This is a genomic window from Micromonospora sp. NPDC023966, from assembly GCF_040639095.1.
Classification (GTDB): domain Bacteria; phylum Actinomycetota; class Actinomycetes; order Mycobacteriales; family Micromonosporaceae; genus Micromonospora.
In genome coordinates this window covers 90,453-108,558 of record NZ_JBEZZJ010000001.1, presented here as the reverse complement: position 1 = coordinate 108,558, position 18,106 = coordinate 90,453, and the positions used below count along the sequence as shown (strand labels likewise).

Genomic DNA, 18,106 nt, shown 5'->3' with positions numbered 1-18,106 from the left:
TGGCCCACCATGTCCGTACCGAGGCCGCCGTCCCACAGGGGTGATGCGTGATGCAGGTACGAGAAGCGATGTCCAGCGAGATTCTCGTGGTCGGCCCGGAGCACACGCTCCGCCAGGCGGCCAGGATGATGTCGGCCCGCCGGGTCGGGTCGGCGGTCGTGATCGACCCGGACTCCGAGGGGGTCGGGATCATGACCGAACGGGATGTGCTCAACGCGATCGGGGCCGGGCTGGACCCGGACGTCGAACGCACCGGAGCGCACCTGACCTGGGACGTGGTCTACGCGGGCCCGGACTGGACGGTGGAGGAGGCGGCCGCGGCGATGGCCCGGGGCGGTTTCCGGCACCTGGTGGTGCTCGACGGTCGTGAGGTGGCCGGGGTGATCTCGGTACGCGACCTGATGCGGGTGTGGGCGAGGGAGCACACGGCGCCCCGCCTCTGACCCGGCGGTGGAAAGGGCGATGGCCCGGCCGATACCGGCCGGGCCATCGTCGTGTCGTACCTCAGGTCAGGGGCCGACGAAGATGGCGGTGCCCCGCCAGTCCACGTTGTCGACGCCCGGGCCGCTGCGCACGGTGGCGGAGCCGGTCGGCTTGCCGTCCGACCACGCCATCGAGGAGAGGTTGCCGGTGGTCCGGGAGACGACGTAGAGGGTGTCGCCGTCCAGGAACAGGCCGTTCGCGTCGCCGAAGGCCGTGGTGCCGGTGACCGTGTTCCGCTCCGCGCCGACGACGCCGGTGTCCGGCGCGAACCCGCGCCAGAACAGGGTGCTCTGGCCGGCCAGCGTGTAGTAGAGACGGCCGCCGGTGTAGAACATGGCGGTCGCGTTCGGGAGTTCGGCGGAGAAGTTGACCGTCTTCCCGGCGTAGGTCTGGCCCTCCGGCGCGGAGCCGGTGAGGACCAGGTCCCACTTGGCGTCGTGGTACGGGTCGAGCTTCTTCGGCGTGCCGAAGGTCGTGCCGTCGAACGACCGCTTGTAGAGGTCGCCGTTGACGCCGTAGAAGAGGTCGCCGCCGACCCAGAAGGCACCCTTGATCGTGGACCACCGGGTGTTGTCCGGGTTGGGCACCGAACTGGCGTTGCCCACCGCGGTGGCGCCGTCGTACGACCGCTTGGTGACGCTGTCCACCGTGGTGGTCGGCGGCACCGGCGGAAGCTTGACGATCTCGATGCCCTGGACCAGCGGGTTCTCCAGGACCCGACCGAAGTCGATGTCGATGTTGCCGTCGCTGGTGACCGCGAAGGCCCGCATGGTGCCCTTGTTGGTCGCGCCGATCGAGGCGACCGGGTCGAAGTCGTTCAGCTTCAGCACGCCGTCGATGCTGACGTCGAACTTGCGCTTGCCGGCCGTGGCCGTGCCGGCGTACCGGTTGGCCAGGTAGAGCCGGACCTGGACCGGGGTGCCCGCCGGGACCGGGAAGTCCCACTGCATGTCCGGGGTGGTCGACATGTCCCAGCGCTCACTGTTGAAGAGCGTGGCAGGGGTGCCGGCCGGCACGGTGGCGTCGAACGTCGCGTTGGTCGTGTAGGTCGTGACGCTGCCACCGGTGTTGTGGTAGGTGCTCGGCGCCGTGACGCTGTCGGTGGCCCAGGCCGGGCCGCTCGGCGCGGCCAGCTGGTCGCCACCGGCGTTGACCCGGTAGAGCACGTCCGCCGCGTCCGGCGTCGGCGCGGTCTTCACGATCTCGATGCCCTGGACGAGCGGGTTCTCCAGCACGCGGCCGAAGTCGACGTCGACCACGCCGTCACTGACCAGCGAGAAGGACCGCATGGTGCCGCGGTCCGTGCCGCCGGCGGCGGCCACCGGGTCGAAGTCGTTCAGCTTGAGCACGCCGTCGATGCTGACGTCGAACTTGCGCTTGCCGACCACACCCGTCCGGGCGTAGCGGTTGGCCAGGTAGAGGCGCACGTCGATGCGGGTGCCGGCCGCGACCGGGATGTCCCACTGCATGTCCGGGGCGGTCGCCTCGTCCCAGCGCTCGGTGTTGAACAGCGTCGCGGGGGTGCTCGCCGGCACCGTGGCGTCGAACGTCGCGTTGGTGGTGTACGTCGAGACGCTGCTGCCGGCGTTGTGCTGGGGGCTCGGCGCGGTGGCGCTGTCGCCGGCCCAGTCGGGGCCGCCGTCGGTCGCCGGGATGGCCGGACCGCCGGCGTTGACCCGGTAGAGGACCTCGGTCTGCGCCGCGCGGCCGGCCTGGTAGACGTTGCCGGGCAGGCCCTTCGTGCTGGTGGAGTGCGGCGCGTTGCCGCCGTCCAGGGGGAAGAACGCGATCTTCTTCCGCAGGAACTCGCGGTCGCCGATGTAGTCCTGGTCGCTGCCGATCCAGAGGCCCTCCTGGGTCACCAGCATCTCGGTCACGCCGTAGCCGCGCGGGTTGCGGCCCGGGTTCCAGGACAGCGGCAGGCCGCTGGCCGGGTCGAGGGCCGCGATGCTGGGCCGCGGCACCGCGCCGGGACCCGCCTGGTCGCGGGCGAGCGGGTTGTTCGCCCAGCGGAAGTGGCCGCCGACGTAGACGGCCTCCTCGCTGATGCCGGTGGAGAGGAAGGTGTCGCCGCCGCTGAAGTTGGTCCAGGTGGGCTTCTGCCCGTCACCGGTGGCGGCGGTCTCCCAGCGGGCCGCGGAGTCGCAGAGCGTCCCCGGGTAGGACGCACCGGTGGTCACCACGACGAAGTACTTGCCGCTCGGGGCGAACTGCACATCGCGGACCCACGAGTCGAACGCGCTGTACTTGCAGGCCCCCGAGTAGCTGTCGGTGTTCCAGTCCGCGATGGTGGCCGCGCTGTCGCCCAGGTTGATCCGGACGATCTGGTCGTGGACGACGCCGTTGGCCTTCTTGAAGTTGCCGATGACGACCAGCTGCTTCTCGTCCGGCGACACGGCGAGCTTCTCAGCTCCCACACCGGCCTTGGCGACACCGGTGCTGCCCGGGGTCCAGTTGTGGTTCTCGGTCAGGGCGACGGTCAGGTAGTCGTCCAGCGCGCCGGTGTTGGCATTGATCGACGCCACCCCGTTGCGGACGACGTCGGTGCCGATCTTGCTGAAGATGCCGCCCACCAGCAGCCGGTCGCCGACCTTGGCGATGTCGTTGACCAGGCCGTTGAAGGCCGGCCCCTTGAAGGTGGTGACCAGCGAGCCGTCGGCGACGTTGAGCAGCGCCAGCTTCCGGCGGTTTACCCCGTTGACGGTGTTGAAGTCACCAGCGATGTAGACCGTCCCGGCAGTGGGGCCGGCGATGATCGCCAGGACGTCGCCGTCGAGCACGGGCGCGAACGCCTCATCGACAGTGCCGGTGGCCTTGTCGAAGGCCAGCAGTTTGTTGCGGTCGATGTCGGTTGACTTGTTCCGGTTGCGCACCTGGGTGAAGGACCCACCCGCGATCACCTTGCTGCCGGCGTCGTGGATGGCGAAGACCGTGCCGTCCATGATGTTCGGCGTGTTGCTGGAAGTGTCGCTGCTGACCACGGTGTCGTGGCCCGGCGCGGCGAGCGCGGGGCTGGCCGACAGCACGCCACCGACGCCGAGGAAGGTGGCGGTGACCAGCGCGAACGATCGGCGCGTGATCGCTGGAAGATTTAGCACGGGCAGCTCCGAGGGAGTGACGGAGAATGAGGTGGCCGGCCCGGCCGATCGGACATGCGTTGCTGAGGTTGCCGATCGGGGGCGCACGGCCGGTTGACGCGTGATGGGCACACACTTCCGCATTTCAGCTATGGCGTCCACCCCGGATGACCTTTATACCCGTCCACACGACGTGACAGATACCGGGAGAGGCGGACCGGCCACACGAACGGTGGAGGTCAGCTCACCGGGCCCCCCGGCGTGGCCGTCGGCACGGGTGCCGAGAAATACGGGTCCGCGGCCAGCTCCCGGTACGCGGCCAGGCCCTCCGGGTCGTCGTCGAAGGTGCTGTCGTACGCATCCCCCTTGGTCTGCTTGGCCGAGAAGTACACCACCGCCTTGATCTGCGGGTGCCGCTTCACGTAGGTGTGCGCCTCCCGCAGCCACTCGGCGCGCTGGCCCGGCCCGCCGTCGTGGGTGACGCCGAACTCGCCGATCAGCACCGGCCGCGGCCGCTCCCGGGCGAAGGCCATGAAGGTGTCCATCTGCTCGGCGAAGCCGGCGTAGTCCTTGCCCGGGTAGACGTCCGTGCACAGCCAGTCGACCTGGTCGTCGCCGGGATAGTAGGCGGCGGCGTTCCGGCCGGAATCCACGAAGCCGAGCACGTGCGGGCACCAGACCCAGGCGGCGTTCGTCGCCCCCACCTCGGTGAAGATGGCCCGGATGTGCTTCCACGCGGCTACGTAGTCCTCGGGCGACCGGACGCTCTGGCGCAGGTTGGGCCGGTCCATCTCCCACCGCCAGCGCAGCAGCACCGGCACCCCGAAGTCCTTGATCCCCTTGGCGCGCTGCCGGATCAGCTGGTCGTACACGCCGTCCGCGATCGACCGGGTGTCGGCACCGGACCAGGAGATCATCTGCAGCATCCCAGCCGCCTGGATCGCGTGTTCGGTCGGGCCAGGGAACTCGTCCTCCCACTCGTGGAACATGTGGGCCAGGGCCACCTTGCCGCCGGTCTGCTCGCCGAAGGCGGCCAGCGCGTTGACCCGACCGTCGGGCGTCTGCCAGGCCGGCTTGACCCAGGCGCCGAGCCAGGCGCCTCGCGCCGGCATCTCCGGGCCCCGCCCGGTGGTCTCCAGGCCCTTCCCCGACCGGGGCTGGACCGGTGCGGTCGCGCTGCCCGCCGGGGCCGGTGTGAGGGGTGCGGGTGCCTCCCGCTGACAGGCCGTCAGGGCGAGTACCGATCCCATCAGGAGTGCCGCCCAGCTGTGGACCCACTTCATGGTTGCCGTGCCTCCCCGTGCTAATGCCACCGGCCGTGCCGGTGATCGACGTCGTGTCGGGCCGTTGGTCATCGCCTCCGGCTGCGCCGCAGCGTCCGCAGGGCGTCGAGCTGCAGCACCCCACGAAGTCGCCAGGCCGCCGCGGCGTAGCCGGCGGCACCCAGCACAGCGACCACCAGCAGGGCCACCACCCCCGGGTCGGTGAGCGTGTGCAGCACCAACGACGGCACCCCGAAGCAGGCCAGCGCCAGGCCGGCCCCAGTGAGCGTGCCCGGCCCGAACGGATGCAGCCGGAACGCCCGGTGCAGCTGGACCAGCGGCACGAGATTGGTGATCAGAATGGAGGCGGACCAGGCGACCGCCGCACCCATGATGCCGTAGTGGGGAATGAGCAGCACGTTGGCGACCACGTTGACCAGCGTGCCGGACAGCGCGTTGTAGAACGTCCAAGCCGTCTTCCCGGCCATGTTCAGCACCGTGTCGACCATGCCGCAACCGGTGGCGACCAGCATCGTCAGGGCCAGGTAGACGGTGACCGTCCGCCCGGCGTCGTAGCCGGAGCCGAACAGGGCCAGCATGGGTCCGGCGAACGAGGCGAACAGCAGGTAGGCCGGCCAGGTCAGCAGCACCAGCCAACCGGTTGCGGCCTGGTAGAGCCGTCCGGCCGCGGCCCGGTCCTCGCGGGCCAGATGCTCCGCCAGCCGGTGCTGAACGGCGGTCGACAGCGCCTGACCGGAGAGCTGACCGAGGGTCAGGAACCGGGTGGCTGCGGTGTAGAGCGCCGCCTCGGAGAGCCCGCGCAGCGCGCCCAGCAGGACGATGTCGAGCCGCTGCACGACCATCTGGGCGAGCCCGCTCAGCGCCCGCGGCCCGCTGTACCGCCAGTACGGGCCGAACTCCTCCCGCCAGCCGACCGGCCGCGGGCGTTCCGGTCCGGCAGCACGTTCCGCCCGCCGGACCAGCCGGGCCAGCCAGATCGCGGCGAGGAGCGCGGCCGGCACGTACGGCAGCGCCCAGGCCAGCGGGAGCGCCGTGGTGGCGGAGAGGCCGAGCGTGGCGGCCAGCAGCACGGCGAGCAACTGAAGCACGTTGCGTCCCAGCCGCTCGATCAGCAGCAGCGGGCGCATCTTGCCGAAGCCCCGGCAGGCGGCCAGCGCGAAGTCGCAGAGCGCGGCCACCGGTACGAAGAGCAGCAGCGCACGGAGCGCCGGCACCGCGCCGGGGACCGGCTCGGCGAAGGTCAGCTCGACGACCTGCGGGGTGAGCAGCCAGCCGACCACCGCGACCAGGACACCCACCAGCAGCAGCGGAAGCAGCCCGACCAGCACCGAGGCCCGGATCCGTTCCGGCTGCCCGAGCGTCCGGTACCGGCTGATGAAGTAGACGGAGCCGATGCCCGTGCCGAGCCGGGCGGCCGCGTACGCGATCATGAAGGCGCTGGTGGCGGCGAAGAACAGGCCCGCGTCCGCCATCGACCATCCACGGGCGACCACGATGTTCAGCCCGAAGCCGGCGACCGCCGCCACCGCCACGCCGAGCAGGTTCAGCACCCCGTGCCGGGCTGCCCCGCCCAGCTCGGTGCCCGCCGCCCGGGTGGGCGTTACCGTCGCCACGACGGTACGCGTCCCCACCAGGCGGCCAGCCGATCGTCGTACGGGGTGAAGTGCGCCTCCAGCCGGGCGCGCAACTCCGGGTCCATCGGGGAGCGGGACCGCGAGTTGTGCTTGCCGAACGAGATGTCGGCCCAGTGCGGCAGGCCGAGGAAGTCGCAGACCGCGTCGAAGGACGGCCGCGGGTCGGCGAAGAAGTCGTCGGCGTCGATCACGTGCAGCCGGTCCCGACCGAAGATCGACTCCAGCCGCTCCAGCTGTTCGATGTACTGCCCGCGGGTCAGGTAGGCGTTGTGCTGGTAGTGGTGGCTGTGCGCGGTCGGGTCGGCGAGCAGCCGCTCCCGCTCGCCGGCGATGCGGCTCTGCTCCAGGTCGAGCGCCCGCTCGAACGGCTCGGTCTCGAAACCCCGGGCCGACTCGTGCGCGTGCGCCGAGTACGCCCGCTCCACCGGGTCGCGCAGCAGAACCAGCAGCCGGACCGAGGGTAGATCGGCGGCGATCCGGTCCGCGGCCAGCGGGTGGAACATGTAGTACGGGCTCGACTCGCCGGTCACCCCGCGCACACCGAGCTGCTCCCGCACCGCCTCGGCCCGGCGGGCCGTCGGGAAGTGCCCGAGGTACCAGTCCATGCCCCGGTCGTAGCCGGTGTCGAAGTAGTGGACACCCTTGTGGTAGACCGCCGGCAGCACGGCCGGGTGCTGGGAGAGCGTCTTGAACAGCGACGTCGTGCCGCACCGCTGGGCGCCCACGATGAGGAAGTCGGGGGTCAGCCGCGAGCCCGCCGTCCACCGACCGACCGTCCGCGTCACCGAGCGCACGGCCCGTCGGGCCTTAGCCTTGGCCAGCGTCATTTCGCCACTCCTCCCGCACCCGGCCGGGCGGCCAGGTGATCCTCCACCGCCGGCAACAGCCAGGCGGCCACGTGTCCCAGCCGGGCGCCCGCCTCGGCCTGTCGGTCGCGCAGGTAGCGCGCGGCCAGCTCGATCAGGTAGAGCACCGCCACCAGGTCTTCGGTGCCGGCCGGCGGCGCGAACGGCGCCAGCGTGCCCTTCGCCCCGGTCAGCAACTCGCGGGCCGCCGTCGCCGGCTCCACCCCGGCCTTGGTGATCGCCGTCTGGAGCCGTCGGTGCAGCGCGTCGTAGCCGACCGGCACGCCGGCCGCGAACCGCTCCCAGTCCCAGATGAGCATTCGACCGTCGGCCAGCGCCGCGCTGTTGCCACCGTTCCAGTCGCCGTGCCAGGCACCGAGGTCGAGGGTCGGGTCCAGCCCGAGCACGGTCGCCAGGACCGAGTGCAGCCGACCGGTCTCCGGCCGGTCACCCAGCGCCTCGACCTCGGCGGCGAGCCGCTCGGCGTACCCGCTGCCCGCGAAGGGCCGGCGGTCGACGCCCAGGCAGCGGCTGACCGCGACCATCGCCGCACGCTCCCGCTCGGCGGCCACCGCCGGCGCCGCCCGTGGCAGCGCCACGGGGAGCGCGCTCTGCACGAGCAGGGCGTGCCCGCCCCAGCCGCCGTGGTGCAACACCTCGGCCACCGCGATTCCGGGCAGGTCGACGGCGGCCAGCCGGTGCAGGACCTCGGCCTCGGCGTCGACCAGGCCGCGGGTGAGCCGGTCAACGCCCAGCTTGGCGTACCCCAGCGGCCGGCCCCGGTCGTCGAGTAGCTGGATCACCGGCTTGCGGTTGGCCCGGGCGGGACCGATGTGGACGCTCAGCAACGCCGGGCGGCCGAGCACCTCGGCCAGGTGCTCCTCCAGCGTTCCCGTGGTCGCCCCGACCAGCAGGCGATCCCGGAAGGCGAACCGGCCGACGCCGGTGCGGAAGGCGGTGGCCAGCAGCGACCGGCGCAGCCGGGCCTTCGTACCCACCGCTTCCGTCGAGTGCCGGACCGCACTGGCGGCGGCCCGCCGCGAGCCGGCGGGCACCAGCAGCCGCGGCCGCGCGGCCGACGGCACCACGGCGTAGCCGGCGCCACCGCGGCGCAGGGTCGGGTCGGCCGGTTCCGGCCAGACCACGGCGGCCAGCTCGGGCAGGTACGCCGCGCGCGCGTCATCGACGCGTGGGGTTGCGGTCATCAGCGGGTCCGTTCCGGTCGGTCGGTCGATTCGGCGGACCCCGCCGCGGCCAGCGCCTCCCGGCGCAGCGAGCGGAGATGCCGGTCGTTTCGGGCCAGCACCGCCACGCTGATCAGGCCGTACGCCAGCGTCGTGTTGAGCGCGCCGTAGAGGAACTGGAAGAACAGCATCAGGATCAGCACCACGCTGCCGGCGATGCCGATCGGGGTGTTGTCCCGCCGGAACCGCCACAGGCACCAGAGGAAGAACGCGCTGTAGCAGAAGGCGCCGACCCAGCCCTGCCCCACGAGCAGGTTCCAGACCTGCCCGTTGCTGCCCAGCTCCCGGTTGCCGCACTGCTTGCAGTCGGCCGACTTGCCGATGGCGATCGACCGGTTGCTGCCGATCAGCGCGCGGTTGGCGCCGTAGCCCAGCACCGGGGAGTGCTTGGCCGCCTCGACGGCCCCGCTGGACAGGGTGGCCCGGATCTCGTCGCTGTGCCCGTTCTGCATCCGCTCGTCGAGCAGCCCGCCCAGCGGCGACGCCAGCACCAGGACCCCGGCCAGCGCGGTGGCCAGCGCCATCCCGGCGAGGACGGCGATCCGGCCGCGCAGGGCCAGCCGCAGGGCGACGTAGACGGCGGCGATCACCAGTCCGATCCAGAGCCCACGGTTGAGCGAGAAGACGATCGGGAAGATCGCGGCGGCCACCAGCAGGTACCCGCCGAGCCGGCGCCACCCCCGGCCGTACACCACCCAGCCGACGAGGAACCACACGAGCAGGATGCCCATGTTCTCGCCCCAGGTGTTCGTGTACTCGAAGGGGGCGGCCGGACGCGGCGAGCTGGCCTCGCCCTCCAGCACCTCCTGCACCTGGGCCACCTCGACGTGCATCAGCCGGTTGACGAACGGCTCCTGGGCGACGACGTCGGGCAGGATGTAGTTGAGCGGAGCGGTGAACTTCAGGTCGGGCAGCAGCGCGCCGACGTACCCGCCGATCACGGTGACCACGGCCAGGAACCCGAAGAGCCGCAGCATCCGGATCCGCGGCAGTTCCTTCTCGCTCAGGTTGAGCACGTAGAGCATCGCGACGGTCAGCGCGGTGTAGTTCATCACCCGGATCCCCCACCCGATGTACCGGCCGAAACCGTTCGGGGTCAGGGTGTTCGGTGCGGTGATGTCCAGCATCAGCCCGGAGAGCACCACCCAGGCGAGCAGGATCAGCCAGAATCCGAAGCCGGGCGGCACCCGGATGCGGTCCCGCCTGCGCAGTTGGAGCGCCATCGGCACGGCGAGGATGGCGAAGATGAACGAGGGCAGGCCGAGCGCCCACCACACCGGGTAGAGCACGAAGAGCGCGGTCAGCGGCCACGCGGTCGGTAGCCGCCGGCGCCGGACGGCGCGTGCGCCGGCCGACGTGCCCGTCGGGCCCGGATCCCTCGGCACCGGCTCCGGCCGGGAGGGCTGGAGCGGGACGAGCGTCTTCATGTGACCGCTACCCGAGCCGTCGTCGGTGCGTAGATCACCCATGTGGTGCCCGGCTGCGGCCGGATCTGGTACCCGGCCAGGTCGGTGACGTTGCAGACGAGCTTCTGTCCCGGCTTGCTCCACTCCGCCTTGGCGGCCGACGGCCCGGACACGACCAGAGCCTTGCCCTTGCCGTAGACGTTGGCGCTCGGCAGCGACCGGGGGCTGGGCTTACGGACGGTCAGCGTCCGGTACTCCATGGTGAGCACGATGACCGAGGCGGCCTTCACCGTGGTCCTGCCGACCCGCCCCGACCACAGCTGGCTCGCTTGGTCGTACGTCCAGGTCTGGGTGGGGTGGCCGGACGCGGAGACGGTGAGCTTGCCGGCGGCCGTGACGTCCCGGGTGGCCAGCGGCGTGCCCGCGGTCGCGTAGTCGAACAGTGGCACCGGGGCGGTGCCGCCCTTCGGCGCGGCCGCACGCAGTCCGGCGGTCGAGGTGTATCCGCCCGGGAACGCGGCGCTGCGCTGTGCCGGTGTCACGCCGGTGAGATCGGCGGCCGAGAGCTGGTTGATGAAGCCGGTGGGACCGCCCGCGTAGCCGAGCCAGGGGCGGAGCACCCCGACGCTGCGGATGTCGACCGGGCGGACCTCGGCGACCGGGCCGATCTTCGTCGCGTCGCGGGACTGGTAGACCGCGCTGAGGTGCAGACTGCCCGACTCGGCGAACTCCTGGTAGACCAGGTCCGCCGCGTCGAGCCCGGTCGGGGTGCCGGTCTCGCTCGCCCGGATCGGCACCGCGATCGCCTGCCGGTCGGCCACGGCCGGCTGGGTGAGCGGCTGTCCGGAGAGCGGCCCCGCCGGCAGGCTGGGCGTCGGGGTGGGCTTCGGCGCGGGGGTACCCGGATCGACCAGGTCGCTCGCGCCCGGGGGCGGTGGCTCGGAGCAGGCGGCACCCAGCGTCGCGATCAGCACCCCCGCGGCCGACGCCACGACAGCCCGTCGAAGCCTCACTCCTGGTCCTCCACCGGGTCGAAGGCCATCGAGAGCCGGCTCTGGCCGTCGATGCCGTCGCGCTCGCGCTTGGACCGGTAGACCGTGGACGGCGACGGCCGGACCGCGCCGGTGGCCTTGACCGGCGCGGGCGAGCCGGGCTGGGCGGCGGGGACGGAGCTCGAGCCCGGCTTGGGCGGGGTGGAGCCACCCGCCGGACGGCTGACCGGTCGAGGCAGGATCATCGTGCTGTCACTGGCCGGCTGCGCCCCCGGGCGGAAGGCGGGCTCCGGGCGCGGCCGGGGTGACGGCTTCCCGTCCCGTTGGCCGCCCCCGGTGGCCGGAGCGCTGGCCTGTTCCGGCAGGCGGGGTGCCAGCACGCTACCGAGCACCGGCGCGTCCACCTGCTCGAACTGCTGCAGGGCGGCGGTGATCTCGCTGCTCCGGGTCCGCCCGCTCTCGATGACCAGGATCACACCGTCGACGTGCCGGGCCAGGGCCTGTGCCTCGACGGCCTGAGTGGGCCGGGCGGTCTCGATCAGCACGTGGTCGAAGCGGTCGGCGAGCTCGTTGAGGATCGCCAGCATGCTGGCGACCGGCAGCTCCACGTCGGTGTCCAGGTCGCCGGGAAGCAGGAGGCGCAGCGTGTTGAGACCGGGTGCGGGGGTGAGCGCGGCGAGCGCGCCGACGTCGTGCCGCAGCACGTCGGCGAGGGTACGCCGAGGCTTCAGCCCGCCGAACATGGCGGTCAGCGGCGAGTCGGCCCTGGTGGTGACGACCGCGACCTGGGCACCGGTACGGGCGTACGCGGCGGCCAGGTTGCCGGCGATGAAACCGGCCGCCGGGCCGGGCGAGGTGTCCGTGAGCAGCAGTTGGCGACCGCGCCCCGGCCGGGGCTCCGGCATGATCGAGAGCAGCACGTTGCGCAGCCGGCCGAGCTCACGGGAGACCCGGTGGGTGGGTGGCAGGACGGTCAGCGACGGTGCGCGGACCGGCAGCTCCAGCAGCGTCGACAGGCCCGTGCGGGCGGTCACGTCCCGGCCTCGCCGGACGCGGGTGTCGAGCCGGTCCAGGACCAGGGCGATCACGATGCCGAAGAGCAGTCCGGCGCCCATCCCGCTGGCCAGGTTCAGCGTGCGGTTCGGCGAGCTGGGCTTCCGGGGCAGGGCCGCGTCGGAGATGATCTGGCCCGGGTCGGGCGCGTTGTCCTGCAGCGGGCTGAGCCGCTCGTTGAGCCGGGTCAGCTGGTTGGTGAGGACCTGCCGGTTGGCCTCGGCCTGCGCCCGGGCGGCGGAGTTGGCCGGGGCCGCGGCGATCTTGCCCGCCGTCGCGGCCAGCTGCTTGTTGACCTCGGTGATCTGCTGGTTGATCGAGGTGATCTCGTTCTCCACCGCCTTGGCCGCCGTGGCGAGCCGCAGGTCGAGGTACGCCTGCGCGAAGGAGTGCGACCCGTTCTGCGCCGCCTGCGGCGTGGTGCCCTCGTACGCGATCTGGAGAACCTGGCTGTTCGGTGGGACGGTGACCGCCAGCGACCGGACCAGGTCCTCGCTGGTGGTGCCGGTCTTGAGCAGGGCGCGGGCCCGCTCGGCCACCACCAGGGAGCGGACCACCTGGGCCTCGGTGTCGAGGTTGACCTTGGTGCCGGGAACCGCGTCCGGACCCACCTGGCGCACCAGCACCGACGTGGTGGAGGTGTAGGTGCGCGTCTGCAGCTGGGTGACGAGGAGGCCGGATCCGATGCCGAGCAGGGCCGCGAGCGCGAGGATCCACCACCGGCGGCGGAGCCACTCGAGGTAGGACATCAGCGTGGGCCCGTCCGCGTCGTGCCGCAGATCGGGGTGGTGAGGCGAGGGCATCGAAGTGTGTCGCTCCCTTTCGACCGGACCGGCCAGTCAGCCGTGGGACGTCCGCGCCACGGTGAAACCTGAGTCTCCCTGATCGGAGCGGAGAGTGGAAGTCGCCGAAGGTCCGCCACTTCTGCCCGGAGGGTGCCGGGACGATAATGCACGGGTGCGCTTCTGCTATCACATCCAGAGTCACCGCTCACCGGACCAGCTGACCAGGCTGGTTCACGCGGTGAAGCGGTACAGTCCGGACAGTATCGTGCACATCAGTCACGATGTGAACGGGGCTCCGCTCGACCTTGCGGAGCTGCGCACACTACCGGACGTGATGGTTCAGTACCACGAGGGTGGTTACGGCGACTTCAGTCACGTCGACCGCTACATGGCGGCCGTGGACTGGCTGAACGGTGAGGGTGTCGAGGTCGACTGGCTGGTGAACATCACCGGTCAGGACTATCCGATCCGCCCGCTCGACCAGGCGGAGGCTGAGCTGGTCGAATCCGGCGCCGACGGATTCATGGAGTACTGGGACGCGTTCGGTCCGGAGAGCCACTGGCCGCGCAGCCGGGTCCGGTCCCGCTACCACTTCCAGCACCGTCGGCTGGGCGGGCTCAGCCCCCGGGCCAAGAAGCTGCTCCGTCCGCTGCAGGCGGTCAACCGGGTTCAGCCGTTGATGCGGGTGCATGTGTCGTACGGGCTGGTGGTGGGTCGACGGGCCCACACCCCGTTCGGGCCCGACCTGCGGCTGCACGGCGGGTCGGCGTTCTCGTCGTTGACCTGGCCGGTGGTGGCCTATCTGCGGGAGTACTTCGACCGGCGGCCGGACGTGGTGGACTACTTCCGGCACTGCCTCTCCCCGGTGGAAGCGGTCTTCCAGACCATCGTGTGCAGCGCGGACCGGTTCAACCTGGTGCCCGACTGCAAGCGCTACTTCGACTTCCGGAACAGCGCGTTCAACCACCCGAAGTCGCTCACCGCGGAGGATCTGCCCAGGGCGTTGACCAGCGGTGCCCACTTCGCCCGCAAGTTCGACTACGAGCGCAACCCCGAACTGCTCGACGTCCTCGACGCCCACCTGGCCGCCGCGGCGACCCCCGGGGCCGCCCGGTCCTGACCGGGGTCCGGCGGGCCGCCGCTCGGCCCGCCGGACCTGGCCGGTCAGCGGTAGTCGTACCTCCGGCGCAACGGCCAGGTCATCGCGCCGACCATCCGGCGGCGCCCCGGCGCGTACTCTCGGCGCCACTTCTCGTCGAGGCTGAGCGCGATGGGCCCGCTGCGCATCCGGATCCGTCCGCCGGCCACCGCGTGGGAGCCGGCCTGCTCGAACTCGGTGCCGTGCAGGAACGACAGCGGATCGACCTGCCCGGTCACGTCGGCCGTGAGGGCGGCGATCCGGCCCAGCTCACCCCGCGGGTCGCGGACCAGGTCCTCGTACCGGACGACCACTCGCGGTACGCCGGACCGGGCGAGCGACGAGATCATCGCGTTGACGGTGACCCAGCGCCGGGCGGTCAGCCGGGCCGAGCGCTGGTTCATCCGGCCCTTGGCGGAGGTGCCCTCGGGCAGCTCGACGAGCTGGCTCCAGGAGTAGGCCACCCCGCGCGGGTCGCGGAGGATGTGCACCAGGCGCAGGTCGATCTCCGGAGCGCGGGCCAGGATGTACGCCAGCGAGGGGCGCTTGGTCGAGTCGACCACCACCTTGGCCCCGGACACCTCGGCGATCGCCCGGTAGAGCTTGGTGATCAGGGCCGTGTAGCGCTCCAGGTCCTGCCGGAAGCCCGGCGTGACCCGGGAGCCCACGATCAGTGGCACCTTGCCGGTGGCGTCGACCCGGCGTTGCAGCGCCCGCACCTGCTGCACGTCGATGTTCGCCCAGCCGCCGTACGCCCGCCGACCGACCTCACCCCAGAACGGGCACTCGTCGAAATGCTGCCCGCAGGCGCACCGGAAGTTCCGCTCCACCCCGGACTGCCAGAGGTAGAACAGCTCGCCGACGTCGCAGTGGTCGACGAACTGCCCGAGCATCAGGTCGAGCAGGGTGGAACCGCTGCGCGGCATCCCGCAGACGTAGAGCACCGTCACCCGGCCGGTGCCGGAGGGAGCACCAGCCCCTGAACCGTCCCCCGCCAGAGGCTGCTGGGCCGTCATCGATCGCTTCTCCTCGTTCCCGGTGGATGTCAAGCGGCAGTGTAGGCGCGTTCGGAGGAGCGGGGGACTGGCGGAATGCTCGAAATGGCCCGTCCGGCAGGTTCGTGAATGCGACTGCCACTTCTGTTCCGCCGACCGTGCCGTTAGATTGTTCCGGCGCTTCGTAGCTCAGGTGACCGTCCCACGTGGGTGGCACGGGTGTGCGATGGGGGAGGCGGTCGGAGACGTGGAGTCCGGTGAAGTCATGCTCGTGGGTTCCAGCGGTGGGCACCTTGCCCAGCTGCTGGCGCTCGCGCCGTGGTACCGCGGCCGAGCTCGGTCGTGGGTGACCTTCGACACCCCGGACGCGCGTTCGCTGCTCGAGGGGGAGCAGGTGGTGTGGGCGCACCATCCCACCACCCGCAACCTCAAGAACCTGGCCCGCAACCTGCTGCTCGCGGTCCGGACGCTGAAGCGGCGGAACGTCGCCGCGGTGGTCACCACCGGCGCCGGCGTCGCGCTGCCGTTCGTCGTGGTGGCCCGGCTGCGCGGTGTCCCCACCGTCTACATCGAGGTGTACGACCGGATCGACAGTCCCACGCTCACCGCCCGGCTCTGCCGCCCGTTCCTCTCGGCGATGTTGGTGCAGTGGGAAGAGCAGCGCCGCTTCTACCCCAACGGCACCGTGGTGGGGAACCTCCTGTGACCTCGTTCATTCCCCGGCAACCGGAAACCGGACCGGAGGCGGACACCGTGCTGGCCATGGTCGGCACCGACGTGCACCGTTTCGACCGGCTGGTGGGCTGGCTGGAGCGCTGGTGGACCGCGCGGGCCGGCGGGGCGCGGCAGGTCCGGCTCGTCCTCCAGTACGGCAGCAGCACCCCGCCGAACCTGCCGGACGCGGTGCCGTTCCTGGCCCACGAGGAGTTGCAGCGGGCGATCGCCGAGGCCAGCGTCGTGGTCTGCCACGGCGGGCCGGCCACCATCACCGAGGCCCGGCGCAACGGTCACCTGCCGATCGTGGTCCCGCGCGACCCGACCCACGACGAGCATGTCGACAACCACCAGCAACTCTTCGCCCGGCGCCTCGGCGCGGCCGGCATGGTGCGGCTGGTCGAGACGGAAGCCGACCTGGTCGAGTCGCTCGACAAGGCGCTCGTCGACCCGAGGGCCTTCCGGTTGATCGCCGACCCGGACCTTCCCGACCCCCGGGCCGCCGCGGCCGCGCGCGTCGGCCAGATCGTCGAGGACCTGGTACGCCAGCGTGCGTCGGGACGGCGCCGGTGGTGGCGGTGACCGGGCCGGCCCGTGTGCTCTTCGTGGGTGGCCTGGGGCGTAGCGGCTCCACCCTGCTCGAGCTGATCCTCGCCCAGCATCCCGACGTCTGTGCCGTGGGCGAGGTGGTGCACCTCTGGGAGCGGGCCCTCGGCGGCGACGAACGCTGCGGCTGCGGCGAGCGCTTCACGGCCTGCGACTTCTGGCAGCGGGTCGGCGACCACGCGTTCGGCGGCTGGGACGCGGTGGACCGGGACGAGGTGCTGGCGCTCAAGGCCGAGGTCGACCGGACCCGGCACATCCCCCAGCTGGCCCGGGGCGACCTGCCGGCCGAGCAGTTGGCCGCGGTGCGCCGGTACGCCGACCTCTACACCCGGATCTACCGGGCGGCGACTGAGGTCACCGGCGCGGAGGTGGTGGTGGACTCCAGCAAGCACGCCTCGTTGGCGTTCGCCCTGCGCTGGGCACCGGATCTCGATCTGCGGGTCGTCCACCTGGTCCGGGACAGCCGTGCGGTCGCCTACTCCTGGGCCAAGCAGGTCCACCGGCCCGAGGTGGTGGACAGCGAGGCTTACATGCCGACCTTCTCCCCGTTCACGGTGAGCGGCCTGTGGACCGCGCAGAACGCCGCGTTCCACCTGCTCGCCGCCCGGGTGCCGGTGGTCCGGCTGCGCTACGAGGACTTCACCGCCGACCCGCGCGGCACCGTCGCCCGGGTACGTCGGTTCGCCGGCCTCGCCGACACCGCGGACGCGCTGCGGGTGCTCGACGAGCCGCCCGTGCCGCTGGTCCGGGCGCACAGCATCGCCGGCAACCCACTGCGGTTCAGCGCTGGTCCGCTGAAGGTGCGGCAGGACAACGCCTGGCGGGAGAACCTGCCGGCGCGCAGCCGGGCCGTGGTCAGCGCCGCGACGCTGCCGCTGCGTTTGCGCTACGGATATCTCGGCGGCGGCCGAACCAACAGCACGGAGGCGTCGTGACCGGGACCAACTCACCGCAGGTGACCGCCGTGGTCCCGACCCGGGATCGGCCGGTGCTGCTGCGCGCCGCCCTCGACGCGATCCTGGGTCAGGACTACCCCGGCGGAATCGACGTGGTGGTCGTCTACGACCAGTCCGAGCCTGACCTCACCCTCGCCGAGGACCCGAGGATCCGGGTGGTCACCAACAGCCGCACACCCGGCCTGGCGGGCGCCCGCAACACCGGCATTCTTGCCGCCACCGGCGAGCTGGTGGCGTTCTGCGACGACGACGACGAGTGGCTGCCCGGCAAGCTGGCGACCCAGGTGGCCGCGCTGCGGGCGGCGCCGGACGGTGTCTTCGTCAGCTGCGGCATCCGGGTCGACTACGACGGTCGCAGCGTCGACCGCTCGTTGCCGATGGACCGGGTGCCGCTGGCGGCGCTGCTGCGGGACCGGCACACCGAGCTGCACCCGTCCACCTTCCTGATCCGGCGGGACGCGTTGGTCGACGCGATCGGGTTGGTCGACGAGGAGATCCCGGGCAGCTACGCGGAGGACTACGAGTTCCTGCTCCGGGCCGCCCGGCACGCGCCGCTGGTCAACCTGGCCGAACCGTACGTGACGGTGCGCTGGCACAAGCGGTCGTACTTCGCCCAGCGCTGGGAGACCATCTCCACGGCGTTGCAGTGGCTGCTCACCCGCTACCCCGAGTTCGCCACCGTGCCGGCGGGGGAGGCTCGGGTCGCCGGGCAGATCGCCTTCGCCCAGGCCGCGATGGGAAACCGCCGGGAGGCCGTCCGCTGGGCCCGCCGGACGCTGGCCGGCAACCCAAGGGAGCCCCGCGCCTACCTGGCGCTCGCCGTGGCCAGCAAGGCCGTGCACCCCGACCGCGTCCTGCGTACGCTGCACAAACGCGGTCGGGGCATCTGAGCCGG

General features: G+C 71.8%; 15 protein-coding genes. 6 read left to right on the top strand and 9 right to left on the bottom strand.

Features of this window, described 5'->3' with window-relative positions:
- Window positions 1–50 precede the first annotated feature (50 nt).
- Window positions 51–443, top strand: coding sequence for a CBS domain-containing protein (locus AB0F68_RS00485; protein ID WP_357276649.1), 393 nt, complete (start codon window positions 51–53; stop codon window positions 441–443).
- Window positions 444–509: 66 nt separating this feature from the next.
- Here AB0F68_RS00485 and AB0F68_RS00480 read toward each other — a convergent pair whose 3' ends face one another.
- The 8 genes from AB0F68_RS00480 to AB0F68_RS00445 form a co-directional block, all read right to left on the bottom strand.
- Window positions 510–3,581 carry a malectin domain-containing carbohydrate-binding protein gene (locus tag AB0F68_RS00480; RefSeq protein ID WP_357331631.1) on the bottom strand — a complete coding sequence of 1,024 codons (3,072 nt, stop codon included), beginning with the start codon at window positions 3,579–3,581 and terminating at the stop codon, window positions 510–512.
- A gap of 218 nt (window positions 3,582–3,799) precedes the next feature.
- Entirely contained in the window at window positions 3,800–4,843 is a 1,044-nt protein-coding gene (locus tag AB0F68_RS00475) for a glycosyl hydrolase (protein ID WP_357331629.1), read from the bottom strand.
- A 68-nt stretch (window positions 4,844–4,911) separates the two neighbouring features.
- Window positions 4,912–6,456 (bottom strand): polysaccharide biosynthesis C-terminal domain-containing protein, encoded by a 1,545-nt coding sequence (locus AB0F68_RS00470; RefSeq protein WP_357331627.1) that lies wholly within the window; start codon window positions 6,454–6,456, stop codon window positions 4,912–4,914.
- Window positions 6,444–7,304, bottom strand: coding sequence for a sulfotransferase (locus AB0F68_RS00465; RefSeq protein WP_357331625.1), 861 nt, complete (start codon window positions 7,302–7,304; stop codon window positions 6,444–6,446). Before AB0F68_RS00465 ends, AB0F68_RS00470 begins: the two co-directional genes overlap by 13 nt.
- Complete coding sequence (locus tag AB0F68_RS00460) at window positions 7,301–8,527, bottom strand: hypothetical protein (protein WP_357331623.1); 1,227 nt, start codon at window positions 8,525–8,527, stop codon at window positions 7,301–7,303. Before AB0F68_RS00460 ends, AB0F68_RS00465 begins: the two co-directional genes overlap by 4 nt.
- Window positions 8,527–9,993, bottom strand: coding sequence for an O-antigen ligase family protein (locus tag AB0F68_RS00455; protein ID WP_357331621.1), 1,467 nt, complete (start codon window positions 9,991–9,993; stop codon window positions 8,527–8,529). Before AB0F68_RS00455 ends, AB0F68_RS00460 begins: the two co-directional genes overlap by 1 nt.
- Window positions 9,990–10,985 (bottom strand): DUF3048 domain-containing protein, encoded by a 996-nt coding sequence (locus AB0F68_RS00450; protein WP_357331619.1) that lies wholly within the window; start codon window positions 10,983–10,985, stop codon window positions 9,990–9,992. The genes AB0F68_RS00455 and AB0F68_RS00450 overlap by 4 nt, the downstream gene beginning before the upstream one ends.
- Window positions 10,982–12,820, bottom strand: coding sequence for a Wzz/FepE/Etk N-terminal domain-containing protein (locus tag AB0F68_RS00445; protein ID WP_357331617.1), 1,839 nt, complete (start codon window positions 12,818–12,820; stop codon window positions 10,982–10,984). The genes AB0F68_RS00450 and AB0F68_RS00445 overlap by 4 nt, the downstream gene beginning before the upstream one ends.
- Window positions 12,821–13,133: 313 nt before the next feature.
- Between AB0F68_RS00445 and AB0F68_RS00440 the strand changes: the two genes are divergently transcribed.
- Window positions 13,134–13,922: a hypothetical protein gene (locus AB0F68_RS00440; protein ID WP_357331615.1), complete on the top strand. Its 789-nt coding sequence runs from the start codon at window positions 13,134–13,136 to the stop codon at window positions 13,920–13,922.
- Window positions 13,923–13,966: 44 nt separating this feature from the next.
- Here AB0F68_RS00440 and AB0F68_RS00435 read toward each other — a convergent pair whose 3' ends face one another.
- On the bottom strand, window positions 13,967–14,956 hold the full coding sequence (locus AB0F68_RS00435) for a sulfotransferase (RefSeq protein WP_357331613.1): 990 nt from the start codon (window positions 14,954–14,956) through the stop codon (window positions 13,967–13,969).
- Window positions 14,957–15,161: 205 nt separating this feature from the next.
- Between AB0F68_RS00435 and AB0F68_RS00430 the strand changes: the two genes are divergently transcribed.
- From AB0F68_RS00430 to AB0F68_RS00415, 4 genes are read left to right on the top strand one after another with little or no spacing between them, the layout of a single operon-like run.
- The gene (locus tag AB0F68_RS00430) at window positions 15,162–15,641 is read left to right on the top strand and encodes a UDP-N-acetylglucosamine--LPS N-acetylglucosamine transferase (protein ID WP_357331611.1); all 480 of its coding nucleotides are present in this window, start codon (window positions 15,162–15,164) and stop codon (window positions 15,639–15,641) included.
- A complete protein-coding gene (locus tag AB0F68_RS00425; RefSeq protein WP_357331609.1) occupies window positions 15,638–16,231 on the top strand; it encodes a glycosyltransferase in 594 nt (197 codons plus the stop codon). Before AB0F68_RS00430 ends, AB0F68_RS00425 begins: the two co-directional genes overlap by 4 nt.
- Window positions 16,219–17,190, top strand: coding sequence for a sulfotransferase (locus tag AB0F68_RS00420; protein WP_357331607.1), 972 nt, complete (start codon window positions 16,219–16,221; stop codon window positions 17,188–17,190). Before AB0F68_RS00425 ends, AB0F68_RS00420 begins: the two co-directional genes overlap by 13 nt.
- Window positions 17,187–18,101: a glycosyltransferase family 2 protein gene (locus AB0F68_RS00415; RefSeq protein ID WP_357331605.1), complete on the top strand. Its 915-nt coding sequence runs from the start codon at window positions 17,187–17,189 to the stop codon at window positions 18,099–18,101. The genes AB0F68_RS00420 and AB0F68_RS00415 overlap by 4 nt, the downstream gene beginning before the upstream one ends.
- Window positions 18,102–18,106: the final 5 nt, after the last annotated feature.